At 41.8% G+C, this 15,333-nt stretch carries 17 protein-coding genes; 1 reads left to right on the forward strand and 16 read right to left on the reverse strand.

Going from position 1 to position 15,333, the window contains the following annotated elements; genetic code table 11:
• Positions 1-17: 17 nt before the first annotated feature.
• The 12 genes from BIV16_RS07465 to BIV16_RS07520 form a co-directional block, all read right to left on the reverse strand.
• Positions 18-1,175 carry a phosphopentomutase gene (locus BIV16_RS07465; RefSeq protein WP_075678441.1) on the reverse strand — a complete coding sequence of 386 codons (1,158 nt, stop codon included), beginning with the start codon at positions 1,173-1,175 and terminating at the stop codon, positions 18-20.
• Between the two features lie 150 nt (positions 1,176-1,325).
• On the reverse strand, positions 1,326-2,039 hold the full coding sequence (locus BIV16_RS07470) for a SpoIIIAH-like family protein (protein WP_075678440.1): 714 nt from the start codon (positions 2,037-2,039) through the stop codon (positions 1,326-1,328).
• Positions 2,036-2,644, reverse strand: a complete 609-nt coding sequence (locus tag BIV16_RS07475) for a hypothetical protein (RefSeq protein ID WP_075678956.1) — start codon at positions 2,642-2,644, stop codon at positions 2,036-2,038. Before BIV16_RS07475 ends, BIV16_RS07470 begins: the two co-directional genes overlap by 4 nt.
• A 33-nt stretch (positions 2,645-2,677) precedes the next feature.
• Positions 2,678-3,229, reverse strand: a complete 552-nt coding sequence (locus BIV16_RS07480) for a stage III sporulation protein AF (protein WP_075678439.1) — start codon at positions 3,227-3,229, stop codon at positions 2,678-2,680.
• Between the two features lie 18 nt (positions 3,230-3,247).
• Positions 3,248-4,429, reverse strand: a complete 1,182-nt coding sequence (locus BIV16_RS07485; protein ID WP_075678438.1) for a stage III sporulation protein AE — start codon at positions 4,427-4,429, stop codon at positions 3,248-3,250.
• Entirely contained in the window at positions 4,426-4,809 is a 384-nt protein-coding gene (locus BIV16_RS07490) for a SpoIIIAC/SpoIIIAD family protein (RefSeq protein WP_075678437.1), read from the reverse strand. Before BIV16_RS07490 ends, BIV16_RS07485 begins: the two co-directional genes overlap by 4 nt.
• Positions 4,810-4,820: 11 nt before the next feature.
• A complete protein-coding gene (gene spoIIIAC / locus BIV16_RS07495) occupies positions 4,821-5,015 on the reverse strand; it encodes a stage III sporulation protein AC (RefSeq protein WP_075678954.1) in 195 nt (64 codons plus the stop codon).
• A 42-nt stretch (positions 5,016-5,057) separates the two neighbouring features.
• Complete coding sequence (locus BIV16_RS07500; RefSeq protein ID WP_075678436.1) at positions 5,058-5,576, reverse strand: stage III sporulation protein AB; 519 nt, start codon at positions 5,574-5,576, stop codon at positions 5,058-5,060.
• Positions 5,570-6,520, reverse strand: a complete 951-nt coding sequence (spoIIIAA, locus tag BIV16_RS07505) for a stage III sporulation protein AA (protein WP_075678435.1) — start codon at positions 6,518-6,520, stop codon at positions 5,570-5,572. Before spoIIIAA ends, BIV16_RS07500 begins: the two co-directional genes overlap by 7 nt.
• 127 nt (positions 6,521-6,647) lie before the next feature.
• On the reverse strand, positions 6,648-8,432 hold the full coding sequence (gene argS / locus BIV16_RS07510; protein WP_075678434.1) for an arginine--tRNA ligase: 1,785 nt from the start codon (positions 8,430-8,432) through the stop codon (positions 6,648-6,650).
• A 161-nt stretch (positions 8,433-8,593) separates the two neighbouring features.
• Entirely contained in the window at positions 8,594-9,112 is a 519-nt protein-coding gene (locus BIV16_RS07515) for a QueT transporter family protein (RefSeq protein WP_075678433.1), read from the reverse strand.
• A 207-nt stretch (positions 9,113-9,319) separates the two neighbouring features.
• Positions 9,320-9,691 carry a hypothetical protein gene (locus BIV16_RS07520; protein ID WP_075678432.1) on the reverse strand — a complete coding sequence of 124 codons (372 nt, stop codon included), beginning with the start codon at positions 9,689-9,691 and terminating at the stop codon, positions 9,320-9,322.
• A gap of 131 nt (positions 9,692-9,822) precedes the next feature.
• Between BIV16_RS07520 and sigG the strand changes: the two genes are divergently transcribed.
• The gene (sigG, locus tag BIV16_RS07525) at positions 9,823-10,602 is read left to right on the forward strand and encodes an RNA polymerase sporulation sigma factor SigG (protein ID WP_075678431.1); all 780 of its coding nucleotides are present in this window, start codon (positions 9,823-9,825) and stop codon (positions 10,600-10,602) included.
• A 50-nt stretch (positions 10,603-10,652) separates the two neighbouring features.
• On the opposite strand, the gene BIV16_RS07530 is transcribed toward sigG, so the two are convergent.
• From BIV16_RS07530 to ftsZ, 4 genes are all read right to left on the reverse strand, one after another.
• Positions 10,653-12,254: an MBL fold metallo-hydrolase RNA specificity domain-containing protein gene (locus tag BIV16_RS07530; RefSeq protein ID WP_075678430.1), complete on the reverse strand. Its 1,602-nt coding sequence runs from the start codon at positions 12,252-12,254 to the stop codon at positions 10,653-10,655.
• A 72-nt stretch (positions 12,255-12,326) separates the two neighbouring features.
• On the reverse strand, positions 12,327-13,052 hold the full coding sequence (sigE, locus tag BIV16_RS07535; RefSeq protein ID WP_075678952.1) for an RNA polymerase sporulation sigma factor SigE: 726 nt from the start codon (positions 13,050-13,052) through the stop codon (positions 12,327-12,329).
• Positions 13,053-13,065: 13 nt separating this feature from the next.
• Complete coding sequence (locus BIV16_RS07540) at positions 13,066-13,815, reverse strand: sigma-E processing peptidase SpoIIGA (protein ID WP_242940291.1); 750 nt, start codon at positions 13,813-13,815, stop codon at positions 13,066-13,068.
• 197 nt (positions 13,816-14,012) lie between these two features.
• Entirely contained in the window at positions 14,013-15,227 is a 1,215-nt protein-coding gene (gene ftsZ, locus BIV16_RS07545) for a cell division protein FtsZ (protein WP_075678428.1), read from the reverse strand.
• Positions 15,228-15,333: the final 106 nt, after the last annotated feature.

Below are 15,333 nucleotides of genomic sequence, written 5' to 3' on the forward strand. Positions count from 1 at the left end.
ATAATTCCTCCAAAAAACTAAAATTCAATGATGGTCTTTCCGGCACATTCTGGCTTAATTCCAAAATAATTCAAAATTGTCGCTGCTGTGTCGGCAAAACACTCTCTTGTTCCATAGTTTACACCTGCTTTGATTGGTTTTCCATACATCAAAAGTGGTGTGTACTCTCTGGAATGATCGGTAGAAGGTGTACTTGGATCACAACCATGATCTGCCGTAATCATAAGAATATCTTCGTCTTTCATCTGTGCTAAAAGCTCTGGAAGACGTTCATCAAAGTAAGTTAACGCTTTTGCATATCCCTCTACGTCATTTCTGTGCCCGTATAACATATCATAATCTACCAGATTTGTAAAACATAAGCCGTTAAAATCTTTCTTCATATAAGCGAGTGTCTTATCAATTCCATCTGCATTTCCATCGGAACGCACATATTCAGTGATTCCTTTTTCCGCAAAAATATCGATAATCTTACCAACCGATAACACATCAAAGCCAGCATCTTTTAACTGGTCTAACATCGTAACTTTTGGTGGCTGCAAGGAAAAATCATGCCGTCTGCTTGTTCTTGTAAAATTGCCCGGTGTTCCGATAAATGGTCTTGCAATGACACGTCCTACCCCATGTTCTCCCTGTAACATTTCTCTTGCAATCTTACAATATTCATACAGCTGTTCTACCGGAACGACATCCTCATGTGCTGCTACCTGGAATACAGAGTCCGCGGATGTATACACGATTAAGTCCCCTGTCTTCATGTGCTCCTCTCCGTAATCACGGATTACATCGGTACCGGAATATGGCTTGTTGCAAAGCACACCTCTTCCTGTTCTCTTTGAAAATTCATCTAAGATTTCCTGTGGGAAACCATTTGGATACGTTGGAAGTGGTGTCGGTGAAATCACTCCTGCAATCTCCCAGTGACCAATTGTAGTATCTTTTCCTTTGGATACCTCTGTCATTCTTGCAAAAGAACCGAGTGGTGCTTTCTCCTTTTCTCCAATGTCTACTCCATCAATATTAAAATATCCCAATTTTCTCATGTTTGGCATCGAAAAATAAGGGCTTTTGGAAACTGCTTTTAATGTATTGCTTCCTGCATCTCCATAATCTGCCGCATCCGGCATTTCCCCGATTCCAACACTATCTAAAACAATCAAAAATACTCTTTTCATCTTTATGCTCTCCTATCCTGCCAGGATGCATTTGCCTCCATTCAAAGAGACACCTCTGACATATTACCATTAGCATAAACCGAATTGATAAGAAAATCAAGAAAAAGAACGCTACAAACGTAACGTTCTTCTTCCTGATTTTGGTATGCGTTATTGCTGCTGTGCCTGGGTCGTGATTGGCGTAATGACAATATTTTCCGCTGAAATATTGGTCTTTCTTTTTACGATATCCTCCACCTGTGCTCTCTTGGCATCGGTAACATCTCCCATATTTAATACAACGTCACAGGATTCATCTGTGATGCTTACGACAACATCAGAAAATCCTTTTGCCTCAAGCAGCATCTCGGCTGCTGCCTCACGCTCCGCAATGTCGGTCATTGTAATCATTTCATTTACAGCTGACTGTTTTTGCTCCTCTGTCACACTGGTATTGTCAATGATTTCTAACAATGCCTCCTTATTTTTGGAACGAATCTGCTCCCTGTTTAATTTCATTTCCGCCGCAAAGTCGACATTGCCAACCGTTGTGCTTGTAAGAACTGCTGCCCCTGCGTTTTCCATATTCTCGCCTTCTTCTACCTGTGCATCCACATTCGTCTCTGTCGTCTCCTGTGCGACATCGACGGATTCATCCGGCTCTTCCGCCACAAAGATGTCCCCTTCTAAAAGACTGTCCTCATCTGAAATTTCATATTCTTCCTGCATTGCATCATCGGTTACTGCATCGGATGCATTTGCTGCTGTCTGGGCTACCGCTTTATCATCTATGTTTTCATTCATATAGCTGATATACCCTGCTACCGCAATCATCAAGGCAAGCGCCGTAATGATGATTTGATTCTTGCGAAACATTTTTTTCAATTTGATTCCTCCTGCATGCGCATCTTTACTACTTTAATTTTATGTGGTTCTACCGAAAATAATGACTGAACTGCGTCCGAAATCTCTGTCACCACCGTCGGACTGTCAGCCCCCTGTGCCACAACGACAACTCCTTCCACCATAGGAAGCTCCTCTTTGGTCACATATGGGTATTTTCCATCCTCATTCTCCACGTACACCGTCTGCTGCTCATTCCCGCTCTCCGTAATCGTTCTGCTTCCCCCGTCTCCATCCGTCTCTGTCGTCTGGTTATTCTGCGTCGATGCATCTTTTTCTACCACATGTGTTCCATCGTCTTTTAGTGTAATCATCACCCGCACATTCCCAACCCCGTCCATCTCTGCTAGCACCTCCTCTAACCGTTTCTCCAGCTGTGTCTCATACGCATCCTTTTCCAGTTCCTTGGAACTTTTGGAATTAGATGTCTGTTCTACATTTGTAGTTGAATTTTGTTTTTCCTTTTTGGCTCCTGTCGGAAATGCGACCACCAGAAGAAGGACGCCTGCCAGTGCAAGAATCAGCCAATCCCCCTTTTTCCAATTGAAAACTCCACCTTTTTTGAACCAGAGGTTTAATTTTTCCATTCCTTTTTGCTCCATACCCTCAATCGCTGCTCCTCATTCATACGAAATATCTAATTGTTCCTCGCTCAATCCATAATGTTCCATCAATGCCTCTTTTAAGTTTTTACATAGTTCCTTCTCCTGTGGCGTCTGTTCCCCTTCTTCTCCCACCTCAATTTTTCCAATGATAATCTGATGTGAGGCGTCCCCCGTAACAGTAAGGCTTATGTGTGAAACCTCATATTGTTCCGTCAGCTCTATCTCTAGCTGCTTCACCGTGAAATTCTGTGCCGCTACAACCCGCTCAATCTCATCTTCCACTAATTTTTTATATTGTTCAAAATATTCGCTTTGTTTTGAAAATTCAATTTTTTTTGCATTTTGGTTGATTTCTTCTGCCTCCTCTAAAAATGCCTCATACTGCACTTTTTCTAAGAACTCCTCCGGGTTCATAAAAAGTGAAAGTACCGGCGAAAGAAATACAAACGCTAACAGGATTCCCATGAAAAAACGGATGTATTTCTGGTACGTTTTTGCAGGGACTAACTGAAAAAACAACATAAATAAGAGGAAAACCGCAAGATAGCTTTTCATGAATTCAAACATCTTATCCCCAGATGCCTCCTAATACATGACGCTTGTTGCCGCCGTGGTAAGTGCAATCGTCACCACAAAAAGCAGCAGACAGGTTCCAAGTGTCTTTGCATACAAGATACATCCGTTCGTCACCCCCTCCATACATCCATAGATGCGCTTATCTGAAATTGGTCCTGCAATCGCACCTGTCACTTTATAAAGCACGACCATACACATAATTTTTAAAAATGGAACCAGGCAGACAATTCCTAGTAACAACAGCGCCGCAACACCGACACAGTTTTTGATGACCATTCCACTTCCAACTAACAATTCGCTCACACTCGAAAAGGAGTTCCCGATTCCCGGAAGAAATGATGCCACTTTTCCAAAAGCACCTCCCGTCAGCCTGTCTTTTGCCGGCGCAATCAGATTCTGAATCACATTGAGTCCTAATATGATTCCCCAGCAAGCTTTAAACGTCCACTGAATCAGACTTTTCATAAGCTCCGTAAACCCTTTGAATTTGTCTTCCTCAAAAAAATTGCCAAACAGCTCTAACAGGATATAAAAATGAACTCCCGGCAGTAAAAAGCGCTCGAAAATCCATTCCACAAGATAGATGACCAAAAAGGACAGCTGATAAAATCCGAGGGATGAATTCACATTCGAAGAGAACATCATCGTAAAACAAAAAGTAGGCACGAGCGCTTTCATAAAGGAAATACAATTCTGTAAGGACTGCGATACCAGTTCACTCACATTCATAACGGACTGTAATAAAAGTACAGACAAAAGACAGTAAAGCAACATAAAACAAATATCCGAAACATACGTTTTTTCTAACATTCCGGTAAAATTAGAGAGGGTCGAAAATGCAGCCAGCAATAATAAAATTTCCGCCAGAATTTTCCGGTTTTCACGAACCTGCGCACAGATGGCATCCTTGACGCTATCCATTACCTGCGTGATATCCAGATTCTTTGTTTCCCCCTTCCACAAGGCCTCAAACAAATCCGAAAAACTTGTTTTTTCATCCATGTCGGTCAAAACATCATCCAGGCTGGAAAAATCCATCTCCTCTTGCAGCTCTTCTAGCGTCTGTTCCCCTATCCCTTTTTCCTCCCTGGTCTGCCCTTGTCCTGTTTTTTCATATGCGAACGTCTGTTGCGGGAACAATAAAAAATTCAGGAAAAAGAAAATGAACAATCCAATGATTCCTTTTTTCATAAAAACTGCTCCAATGTCTCTAAAAAAGTGGTTAATACCGGCATGCTTATCACCAGAATCGAGATTTTTGCAAAAATTTCAATCTGCTGGCCTACTGCCCCGTATCCTGCATCCTTGCAGATATTTACCGCAAACTCTGCCGCATAGGCAATCCCAATCATGCGAAGCACAATGGAAAGATACGAGCTGTCGATTGTCAACATGGACTCTATTTTCTTTACAAATGCAAGGATTCCCTCCACCTTTGTAAGCGTAAAAATACAGATGCAAACGCTCAGTCCAAGACTGATAAGCGTGCTAAATTCTACTTTTTCTTTTTTTAATAACAGTGCTGCTAAAACTCCTGTCAGCCCTATCAGCCCTACTTTTATGATATCCATCTTCTTCCCACCTATATTGCAAACAAGGTCTGCATCGTCTCAAACAATTCTGATATGTAAGGCACAATCCAGAACAGCACAATGATCAATCCTGCAAGGCTTGTTAAAAAAGCATGTTCTTCCCTCCCACTGTGCTTTAAGACCTGGCTTAACACCGTCACCAGAATTCCCACTGCCGCTATCTTAAAAATTAAACTGATACTCATTTTTCTATCCATGCCTCTCTTTTACCCAGCATTTTTCTGAATCTAAATCAAAAGGAGAATGACAAATAATCCACTCATTACCGTGACTGTTCCGATTACCTTATCTCTCTCGCCTTGTTTCTTTCGTTCTTCCTTTATCCGCTCCTCTAAGCGTTCTAAATAGAGTGCAAGATGTCTTTCATTCTCTGCGATGTTTTTGCCAAAAAAAGCTTCTCCAGCCTCCGCTAATAACTCTGTTTCTTCTGTTGACAAATGTAATTCTTTTCTCGATACATAAAAACATTCCTTCCAGACTGTGATTGCTCGTCTGTTTTCCTTTTTTTCGAGGTTCTCTCCGATTTCCATGCAGATTTTTTGCAGACGCTTTTCCTCTGTAAGGTGCGCTTCCTTTAATAAAAGTTCCATCGGAAGCATCCTGTAATGCATGTTTTGTGAAAGTTTTAACAAAAGAGAACGTATTTCGTATAGCAGCTTCAAATGCTCATGACGCTCCTTTTGCATGGAATAGGCAAGCCCGATACTTCCAAGGAAAATAAAGATACACCCGCCTGCTTTTAGCATATGCGCTCCAGATTTTCATCATAGATTTCGATTTGGCGCTCTCCGGTGTCTTCCTTTTTCAAAAATACAAAACGTTTTATGATTTTCTTTTGCAGCCAGTTCCTTAAATAGGGCTTTTCCCACAATTCCCGGATTTCTCCCGCGTGAATCGTTCCAAGCACCTGACTCCCGGAAAAAACAGCACGCTCAACCGCTGCAAAATCTCTTTCTTCCCCAAGCTCATCCACCGCAATCACCTGAGGTGACATGGTCCGCAGCAAAAGCTGCATCCCTTCTTCTTTTCCGCATCCTTCTAGCACATCTGTGCGTGGTCCCAAATCATTTTGTGGAATCCCAAGGTGGCACGCTGCAATCTCGGACCGTTCGTCCACCACGCACACCTTTAACCCACCAAAAAGGTTCTCCCCCGTTGACAGCATTCGGATGCAGTCTCTTAGATATGTTGTCTTTCCAACGCCAGGTGCCGACACAAGCAATGTATTATAAATACTTTGTCCTCTTCGCAAAAAAGGTAAAATCTCTTTCGCACACCCTTTTCTTTCCCTTGCGACACGTATGTTTAGGAATGTAATCAAAGAAATTCCATCTATTTTTCCATCCGACACCACAGTTTGTCCTGCCAGTCCGACACGATGTCCTCCTTCCATCGTCAGATACCCCTGTCGAATCTCCTGTTGGAACGCATATAAGGAATAATTACAAATGTAGTTCAACATCTCATTTAAGTCTGCGGCGGACATTGGCTGCATCATCTGCCGCTTTTGCCGCCACTGCTCCTGCGATACCATCTCCTTTTTTCTGACGTCCCAATAACGGCACTCATTCCCATATACAAATTCCAACGGCTGTCCTACTCTGGCACGAATCTCCTCAATTCCATCCTTCCACGTGGTTTTTCTTAACGCTTCCCGCACCTCTCCCGGGAAAATATCCTCTAGCTCCAAGTCACATTCCTCCCGTCATCTTTTTTATGTAATAGGAAATTTTCTATTACACAAAACAAAAAGTCATAGATACAAAATTGTATCTATGACTTAAATATATGACTTGTCTCTTTATTTATGACTACTTTTACATACGTTCCGGTGCAGAAAATCCTAACACATCGATGCATGTTTCAAGAATGGATTTGGTAAGCTCTAACAGCTTGATATAGGAAGCCTGAACCAACTCATCTTCCTCTGCCATAATCTTGGTTCCATGATAAAAGCTGTTGAATGCATTCGCAAGATCGTAAATGTAGGAACAAATCTTGTGAGGTGCAATCTCCTCCAATGCGTTTTCCATAACCGCGTTAAATTTGCTAAGCTCTAACATCAAATTCTTCTCACTTGGAGAATGAGCACCTGTAATCTGACCTTCTACCTGTTTGCCAAGCGCATAGTATTTCTTTAAAATGGACTTGATACGAACGATTGTATACAAGATATATGGGCCTGTATTTCCCTCAAAAGAGGTAAATCTGTCAATATCAAAGATATAGTCTTTGCTTGCCTGATTTGAAAGATCGCCGTACTTGATTGCAGCAAGTGCGATTGTCTTTGCAATCTCTTTTGCCTCATCCTCTGAGATATCAAGATTTTCCTTACTCTTCTGATTCTCCGTAATCTTCTTTAACATCTCTTCATTGACGCTTGAAACCAGGTATTCCAGACGCATAACACCACCTTCACGTGTCTTAAATGGTTTGCCGTCTTTTCCATTCATGGTACCAAATCCTAGGAATTTTAACTCTGTCTCCGGTTTTACAAGACCTGTCTTTCTTGCACAACGGAATACCTGTGTAAAGTAAAGTTCCTGACGTTTGTCTACCACATAGATTAATTCATCTGGATTGTAGTCTTTCATTCTCCACACGATGGTAGCAAGATCGGTTGTATTGTAAAGGGATGCTCCATCTGATTTTAAAATCATGCATGGCGGAATTTCCTTGGTATCTGTATCTTCTTTGACATCTACAACCAAAGCGCCGTCGCTGATGTAAGCAAATCCATCCTCTTTCATCTTCTGAACCATATCTGGAATGTATGGCTGGGCATCGGATTCACCCTTCCATAACTCGAAGGAAACATTCAGGTTCTCATAATTGCGTTTCAAGTCTGTGACGGAAACATTTAAAATATGGGAAAGTAATGCCTGGTATCCACGTCTTCCATGCTGCAGTTCAAACGTTGCCTGCATTGCTGCGTCTTTGTATGCTGCATCCTCTTTTGATTTCTTGCTCGCAGTTGGATAAATCTCTTCCAGCTCTGAGATCGTAAACGGAGCTTCCTTTGGATATTCTCCCTCGTATGCCTCATCAAAATATACCAAATCCGGATGACGCAGTCTAAGCTCTGTAATAATCAGTCCCATCTGAAGACCCCAGTCTCCTAAATGAACGTCACCAATCATATTGTGACCCATAAATTTTCCGATTCGCTTAACGCTCTCTCCGATGATGGCAGAACGCAAATGACCTACATGAAGTGGTTTTGCAACGTTAGGTCCACCGTAGTCAATCATAATCGTCTTTGGATTCTTTGACTTCTCACAGCCAAATCTCCCTTCATCTTCCTGCATCTTACGCACGTACTCTGCAAGATAAGCCTCATCTATTTTTAAATTTAAAAATCCAGGTTTCACAGACTCTGCCATTGCAAAAATCGGATTTTTCTCTAAGATTGCAACAATTTCGTCTGCAATCATGAATGGAGCTTTTTTGTATTCTTTTGCTGCTGCCATTGCACCATTGCATTGATATTCACAAAGATCTGGTCTGTTTGATAACGTTACCCTTGCATATTTTGCATCATAACCACATTCTACAAATGCTTTCGTAACTTCATCTGTAATTAAATCCAGAATTTTCTTCATCTTTTCTTCCTCCTCATGTTATCGATACCGCTATTTGTCTATTGTAAACACCTATGTAAAAAATGTCAAAGTTTTTTCATATTTTTTCATTTTAAAAAATTGTCCAATCAAAAACCACTCATCCGCTGACATCCTCGGTGAGTGGTTCCTGTTATAATTTTTTATTCCTCTAAATTTTTAAAAATGACATTCCGGTAACGGTTCAATACATTTAATAAAACAGAACCTACGATACATACGGAAATCACTTCCCCTGCCCCTACTGTTACCGCATAAAACGGAATGGACAAATCTGTTCCTTTATACTCAAATACAAGTCCATAGCCAAAACGAAGTACAAATGGCACAATCACCATATTGGAAATGACTGGTGGCAGTGTACATAAGAACTTATGTTTGCGAAGCAGATACGTTCCAATTGCCGCAAGCAAAGTTGCAAGACTTCCAAATACAATATCATAAATGGCACATCCTGTCAGTAAGTTTGCTAACAAACAACCAATCCATAAGCCTGGAATTGCTGCCGGTGTAAAAAATGGTAAAATGGTAAGCGCTTCCGATAAGCGAACCTGAATGGCTCCTGAAGCAAGATTAAAGGCACTGACAAAATAAGTCAGAACCACATAGATTGCTGCAATCAACGCAGCTTGCGTGATAAATAGTACTTTTTTGTTTCTCATTTCTTTCTCCTTTAGTTTTGTTTTCCGTCAGGAAGGTCCCGAACTGACGCCCTGGTTTTTATTACTGTGTGGAGGGTCCGTAAAACACACAATGCGCTGTCCGCTACATGCAAACAGCGTCTTGTACTATATCACATTTTTTTTCAAAAATCAAGCAGACGATTTACCTGATTTTTATCTATTCTTTCAAACTCTCTTTGTGGCTGTCTAAGGCTGCCTGTTCTCATCAATCACGGAACGAAGGTGTGCATCTTTTTCGCCTAAAATCTGCTCAATCTGTCCTTTTGTCACACTGTCCATCTCGTTTTGTCCATACAGACCGGAGTAAGAGTTGGTTGTGGCATTGTAACTGTCTTCCGAGCGCTTTTTGGCAGCTTCAATCTCTGCCTGCTTCTTTGCCTCATCTTCTAACTCTTCTGCCCGAAGACGCGCCAAAATCTCCTCCGCCTGTTTTAAGCTGTCATCCTTCGCCTTTTCTGCCTCTAATTCTTCCTTCGTAACATAGTGAACATTCCAGCGTTTGATGATGCTTCTTTGAATCTTCTCCCTTTCATCCCTCTCATCTATTAAATCTTTCATATTCCACCTACTTCTTCCCATTTCTTTACTATATTATCATGTTCCAAACTTAAAAAAAAGCAATTTCTTGTATAAAATAAATCCGAATGCAGCATCCTTTTACTATCAGACAATTCTCGGAGGATCTTTATATGGCTGCATACAAAGTTGAAATATGCGGTGTCAATACCGCAAAGCTTCCCATTCTAAAGGAAGAGGAAAAAAAGGAACTGTTTTGTCGAATCAAGCAAGGCGACCTTGCCGCCCGTGAAACCTATATCAAAGGCAACCTGCGCCTTGTTCTTAGCGTTATCAAACGTTTTTCCGGAAATCACGAAAATGTCGACGACTTATTTCAAATTGGCTGCATCGGACTCATCAAATCCATTGACAATTTTGACCCAACCATGGGGGTTAAATTTTCCACCTATGCTGTTCCCATGATTATCGGGGAAATCCGACGATATCTGCGGGACAATAACTCCATTCGTGTCAGCCGCTCCCTGCGTGATACCGCCTATAAAGCAATCCATGCAAAAGAAATTCTGTCAAAGACAACCTTCAAGGAACCGACCTTAGAAGAAATCGCCTCTGCCGCAAACTTAACACCGGAGGAAATTATTTTTGCCCTGGATGCCATCCAAAGCCCTCTCTCCCTGTATGACCCTGTCTACACAGACGGTGGTGACACCCTGTATGTCATGGATCAAATCAGCGATAAAAAAAACAAGGAAGAGAACTGGGTGGAACAGCTTTCCCTCTCCGATGCAATGGAACGGCTCGGAGAACGTGAAAACTATATTTTAAAGCTCCGTTTCTTCGAGGGCAAGACACAGATGGAAGTTGCCGAGGAGATTCACATCTCCCAGGCACAAGTTAGCAGGCTCGAAAAATCTGCTCTAAAATCCATCCGTCATTACCTCTCCTCTTAGTATCCGGCTGCATCCGGGTGCATACCTGCCGGATGCAGCAACGCCTTATTCTATCGTTCCATCTTATTGCATAACTCATTAATCTGGTCAGCGAATCTTGCAAGTTCCTTATTTGGCAGTCCCTCACTTCTTCGAATAATTGCAACGAGACGTTCTCCGGCTGCCACAAGTCTTGCAAATACGGTATTAGATGCCTTCGCATCCTTCTTCTTCTTCTCCACAAGCTTGCGGTCGCCCTGTTTGATGCATGCACCTGTCAGCAGATCATAAGTGTCTCCACTATAAGGTGCCACCGCATCAAGCCCTAATTTCTGATTGATATGGTCTGCAAAAAACTCTGTCACCTTATCGTCCCCGTGAACCACAAAGACTCTCTTTGGCTTTTCGGTAAATGCACCAATCCATTTGGTCAGATGATTCATATCTGCGTGTCCACTGATACCCGGAAGATTTGCAATTCTCGCATGAACCTCAATGCTTTCACCAAACAGTTTTACTTCTTTTACACCATTTAAAAGAGAATGACCAAGCGTACCAGGAACCTGATAACCAACGAAAATAATCGTCGAATCTTTTCTCCATAAGTTGTGTTTTAAGTGATGGCGGATTCGTCCTGCCTCACACATTCCAGAAGCGGAAATAATAACCTTTGGCTTCTCAATGAAATTGATCATCTTGGATTCATCGCTGGTTACTGCGACTTTTAAGCCATCGAATCCAATTGGGTTAATTCCGTTTCTGACAAGATCTAATGCCTCCTCGCTAAAGCAGTCGGACACATTTTTATTAAAAATCGTCGTTGCTTCCACCGCAAGCGGACTATCAATATATACATCAAAATTCTCAAATTCCGGCAGCAGATGTTCTGTCTTAATCCGTCGTATAAAGTAAAGCATCTCCTGTGTTCTGCCAACCGAGAACGCCGGAATTACAACATTACCGCCACGGATAAACGTCTCCTTAATCACATCCGCCAGTGCCAGTGCAAAATCCGGTGGTGTGTCATGAAGCTTGTCGCCGTAGGTTGATTCCATCACAACATAATCGGCATCCTCAATGTACTCCGGGTCTTTAATCAATGGGCGGTTTCCATTTCCAATATCACCGGAAAAGACGATTTTGCGTTCTTCCTTTTCCTCTGTCACCCACATCTCAATGATTGCCGAACCAAGCAGATGACCTGCATCCCGAAATCTGACCTTTAAGCCATCGCAGATTTCGACTTCCTTGTCATAATCGCATGGAATAAAATGATTCAGCACTCCCATTGCATCATTCATATCATATAGCGGTGTCACTTCCGGCAGTCCTGCTCTTTGTGCCTTACGATTCCTCCACTCAGCCTCAAACATCTGGATATGCGCACTGTCTTTTAACATGATATTACAAAGCTGGCAGGTCGCAGTTGTCGCAAAAATCTGTCCGCGGAATCCATGATTGTAAAGCAATGGCAGAAGTCCCGAATGGTCAATATGTGCATGTGTCACAAACACATAATCTATCTCTGCTGCATTGACCGGAATCTCCTGATTGACATACAAATCCGGTCCCTGCTCCATTCCACAGTCGACTAAAATGTGTTTGTCTGCAAATGCTAAAAAGTGGCAACTTCCTGTAACCTCATGTGCTGCGCCTAAAAATTCAAGTAACATATTTACCCCTTCCTTTCCTCGTGTGTTTTTTACCTCTCCTATTTCAAATATTTCTAACTTTATTGTAACACTTTATTCGAATTTTACGATTTCTTTTTTCAACCGAATCATGATTTTCTTCTCCAATCTAGAAATATAAGATTGTGAAATTCCTAACATATCCGCTACCTCCTTCTGCGTTTTTTCAATTCCTTCCTTGGAATTTAATCCAAAACGAAGTTCAATAATCAATCTCTCCCTTCCGGATAATTTTTCAATCGCCTTAAACAGCAGTCTTTTTTCTACATCGTGCTCCATATCCCGGTAGATAACATCCTCCTCCGTTCCAAGAATATCCGAGAGGAGCAATTCATTTCCATCCCAGTCGACATTTAAAGGCTCGTCAATCGAAACTTCCTGTTTGGTCTTGTTATTTCTGCGCAGATACATTAAAATCTCATTCTCGATACACCTGGACGCATAAGTGGCAAGCTTGATGTTTTTGTCCGGGTTAAAGGTGTTGATTGCCTTAATCAGCCCAATCGTTCCAATGGAAATCAAATCTTCCACGCCAACCCCTGTATTGTCAAATTTTTTGGCAATATAGACAACCAGCCTTAGATTGTGCTCAATCAGTTTCTTTTTTGCCTCCTTCTCTTCGTCCCCTCCAAGACAGATAATACACGCATTTTCCTCCGCTGCCTCTAGCGGTGGTGGCAGGATTTCCGCCCCGCCTATGTAGAAAATTTCCTGCTCCTTTTTCTTAAAAATGCCACAGATTCTTGGCAATATATGTGGCACTGCCTCCTTCCACATCATCTTTATCATTGTTTTACCCTTCTTTCCCTTTGATTTTTTGTTCCAGCGCCGTTGCATGTAAAATCATCTGATATTCCCGGTTATCAAGTTCTCCGTCCTCCGCAACCCCGATTACGACAGGACGTATCTGTATGGAATGCTCTTTCTCTAAAATCTCCATTTCCTCTAGCGTCGCAACCTTTAGACATCCATGTTTTTCTCCAATGGCGCAAAAAGGAACCAGCCGGTATGGCAATGGTCCATCTTTTTCAAATTCTTCTATGCACTTTTTTGATACAACATGCACCGGTTCTTTTGTATAGCAATCCATCAATTGGTTTCCGCTATCCCAGTATGCGTATATTTTTTTCCTTTTTCCCTGGTGAGAAATCCACACGGTATAACAATGCGCTGCACGTTTTTTTCTTCTTGCCAGATAATCGACACACGTGACGAAAATCAGAACCACCACGCAAATTTTTCCGGTTTCCATTGCAATTCCCTGACATTCCCTGTTTAAAAGATTCCATACGCCGCCTAACAGCAACAACATCAGATAGCAGACACCCCAGTTTTCGAAAAAGCTTCTCCTCCCTACCATTCCAAATGCAGCAACTACCATTGCCGGTCCTAGAACCAGATGGGTTATGCCCAGATACCAGGAGTAGCTTTTCAGAAAAAAAAGAAAAAGCAGCCCTATTCCAGATGCCACAAATGCAACTACAATTAGTTTTGTATTCTTTTCCTTTCTATGTAAAAGATGATTTGTCCCTGCAAGTGCCATATAATCCATCAATAAATTTTGAAAGAAAAAAACATCCGCATAGAAAACATAAATATCTTGTCACCTCCAATTCCTCTTTATTATAAAAAAAAGAGACTGCTTATTTTGTCAAACAAGCGTCCTTTTCTGTTCGAAATCATTTTCTTTTTCCGACAAAAAAAGCTACACCCCAAAAAGAGTGTAGCTTTTATCTCATCTTATTTTCTTGAATTCTTTAAGAAATCTGGAATCTTGATATCAACCTGCTGTACTGTGCTTTCTGGCTGACGTGGTTTCTGGATTCCACTAAAAGTTGGTGTTGATGTCGTCGTTGTCTGGCGAGGTGTTGCAGCACCTGCTCCAAATCCAGTTGCTGTTGTCGTAGAGGATGGTCTGTTCAACATGCTTGTTGCCGGTCTTGGCGTTGGTGTAGGAGTTGGATTCTGATATTTAAGCTGTGGCATAATCTTGTTTGCTGCAGCTGGATTCTCAAGTCCTGTCGCAATGACAGTGATTGTTACCTCATCCTGCATAGATTCATCATATTTTGCACCGAAGATAACATTTGTATCTTCTCCGGTAAGACTCTGAACATAGCTTGCAGCATCGTTTGCATCCATCAGGGAGATATCTCCGGATACATTGATGATGACATGAGAAGCACCGTTGATGCTTGTCTCAAGAAGTGGACTTGCAACTGCAAGCTTCACTGCCTCATTTGCCTTATCATCACCTTTTGCAGAACCGATACCGATATGAGCCATACCCTTGTCCCTCATGACGGTACATACATCGGCAAAGTCAAGGTTAATCAATGCAGGTACATTGATTAAGTCTGTAATACCCTGAACAGACTGCTGTAAAACTTCGTCTGCTTTGCGCAATGCATCTGGCATTGTAGTTCTTCTGTCTACAATCTCAAGTAATTTATCGTTTGGAATTACAATCAAGGTATCCACGTTGTCTTTCAAACGTTCGATACCGGAAATTGCGTTTACCATACGCTGTTTTGCTTCAAATTTAAAAGGCTTTGTTACAACACCTACGGTCAGGATTCCCTGATCTTTTGCAATCTTTGCAACAACAGGTGCAGCACCTGTTCCGGTTCCACCACCCATTCCACAGGTAATGAATACCATGTCAGCACCTTTTACTGCTGCGGAAATCTCTTCTGCACTCTCCTCTGCTGCCTTAGAACCAATCTCAGGCTGTGCTCCCGCACCTAATCCCTTAGTCAGTTTTTCACCAATCTGAAGCAATGTTGGTGCCTTGCAAAGTGCCAATGCCTGTTTATCTGTATTAACTCCGATAAACTCTACTCCGCAAATATTCTCATCAATCATTCTATTTATCGCATTATTACCAGCTCCACCGACTCCGACTACGATTATTTTTGCATTAGAATCTGCGTCTGTTGTTTTAATCTCAAGCAAGGTGCTTCCTCCTTCATATCTCCTCAAAATTTATATAAAAAATTATATCTCATTCTTTCTTAAGTTTATCCGTCTACCTATTCCTATCCGTTATAAACTCATATAC

This window comes from Roseburia sp. 831b (genome assembly GCF_001940165.2).
GTDB lineage: Bacteria > Bacillota > Clostridia > Lachnospirales > Lachnospiraceae > Roseburia.